This window comes from Staphylococcus nepalensis, assembly GCF_014635045.1.
Classification (GTDB): domain Bacteria; phylum Bacillota; class Bacilli; order Staphylococcales; family Staphylococcaceae; genus Staphylococcus; species Staphylococcus nepalensis.
The window spans coordinates 1-577 of record NZ_BMCF01000025.1 but is presented as its reverse complement, the minus strand read 5'-3'; the positions used below and the strand labels follow the sequence as shown (position 1 = coordinate 577).

The following is a 577-nucleotide window of genomic DNA, read 5'->3' as shown; positions in this document are numbered from 1 at the left end:
TTCGTAGGATTTGAAATTTACGAGTTTGCACACTACGTATCAGAAGGTGTTAACCTAACAATCGGTTCTTATTGGTCTAGTTTCTTTATACTTTTAGGAACACACGGCGCCCACGTCTCATTAGGTATTATTTGGATTATTTGTTTATTAATCCAAGTTGGCATGCGTGGACTAAATAAAGACAATGCGCCTAAGTTATTTATAGTAAGTTTATACTGGCACTTCTTAGATGTTGTTTGGATCTTCATCTTTACTGCCGTATATATGATAGGGATGGTGTTTAGCGGATGAATACAATTGTAAAACACACAGTAGGCTTTATTGGCTCAATCGTTCTGACTCTTTTAGCAGTATTCGTAACCCTATACACATCAATGGCACTTAATGCTAAGATTACAATCATCTTTGGCTTTGCTTTTATACAAGCTGCAGTACAATTATTAATGTTCATGCACTTAACTGAAGGTAAAGACGGAAACGTACAAGGGTTTAAAGTTATATTTGCGCTTATCATTACTTTAATTACTGTTATCGGTACTTATTGGGTAATGCAAGGTGGACACTCAAGCCACTTATA

General features: G+C 35.7%; 2 protein-coding genes. Both read left to right on the top strand.

The genetic code is table 11. The annotated features are described in order from the left end of the window. Positions 1 to 291 (top strand): cytochrome c oxidase subunit 3 (locus IEU88_RS13610; RefSeq protein WP_188350429.1); only part of this gene is annotated, 291 nt, incomplete at its 5' end. Then, positions 288 to 577 (top strand): cytochrome aa3 quinol oxidase subunit IV (gene qoxD / locus IEU88_RS13605; RefSeq protein WP_096808059.1); only part of this gene is annotated, 290 nt, incomplete at its 3' end. The genes IEU88_RS13610 and qoxD, both read left to right, overlap by 4 nt.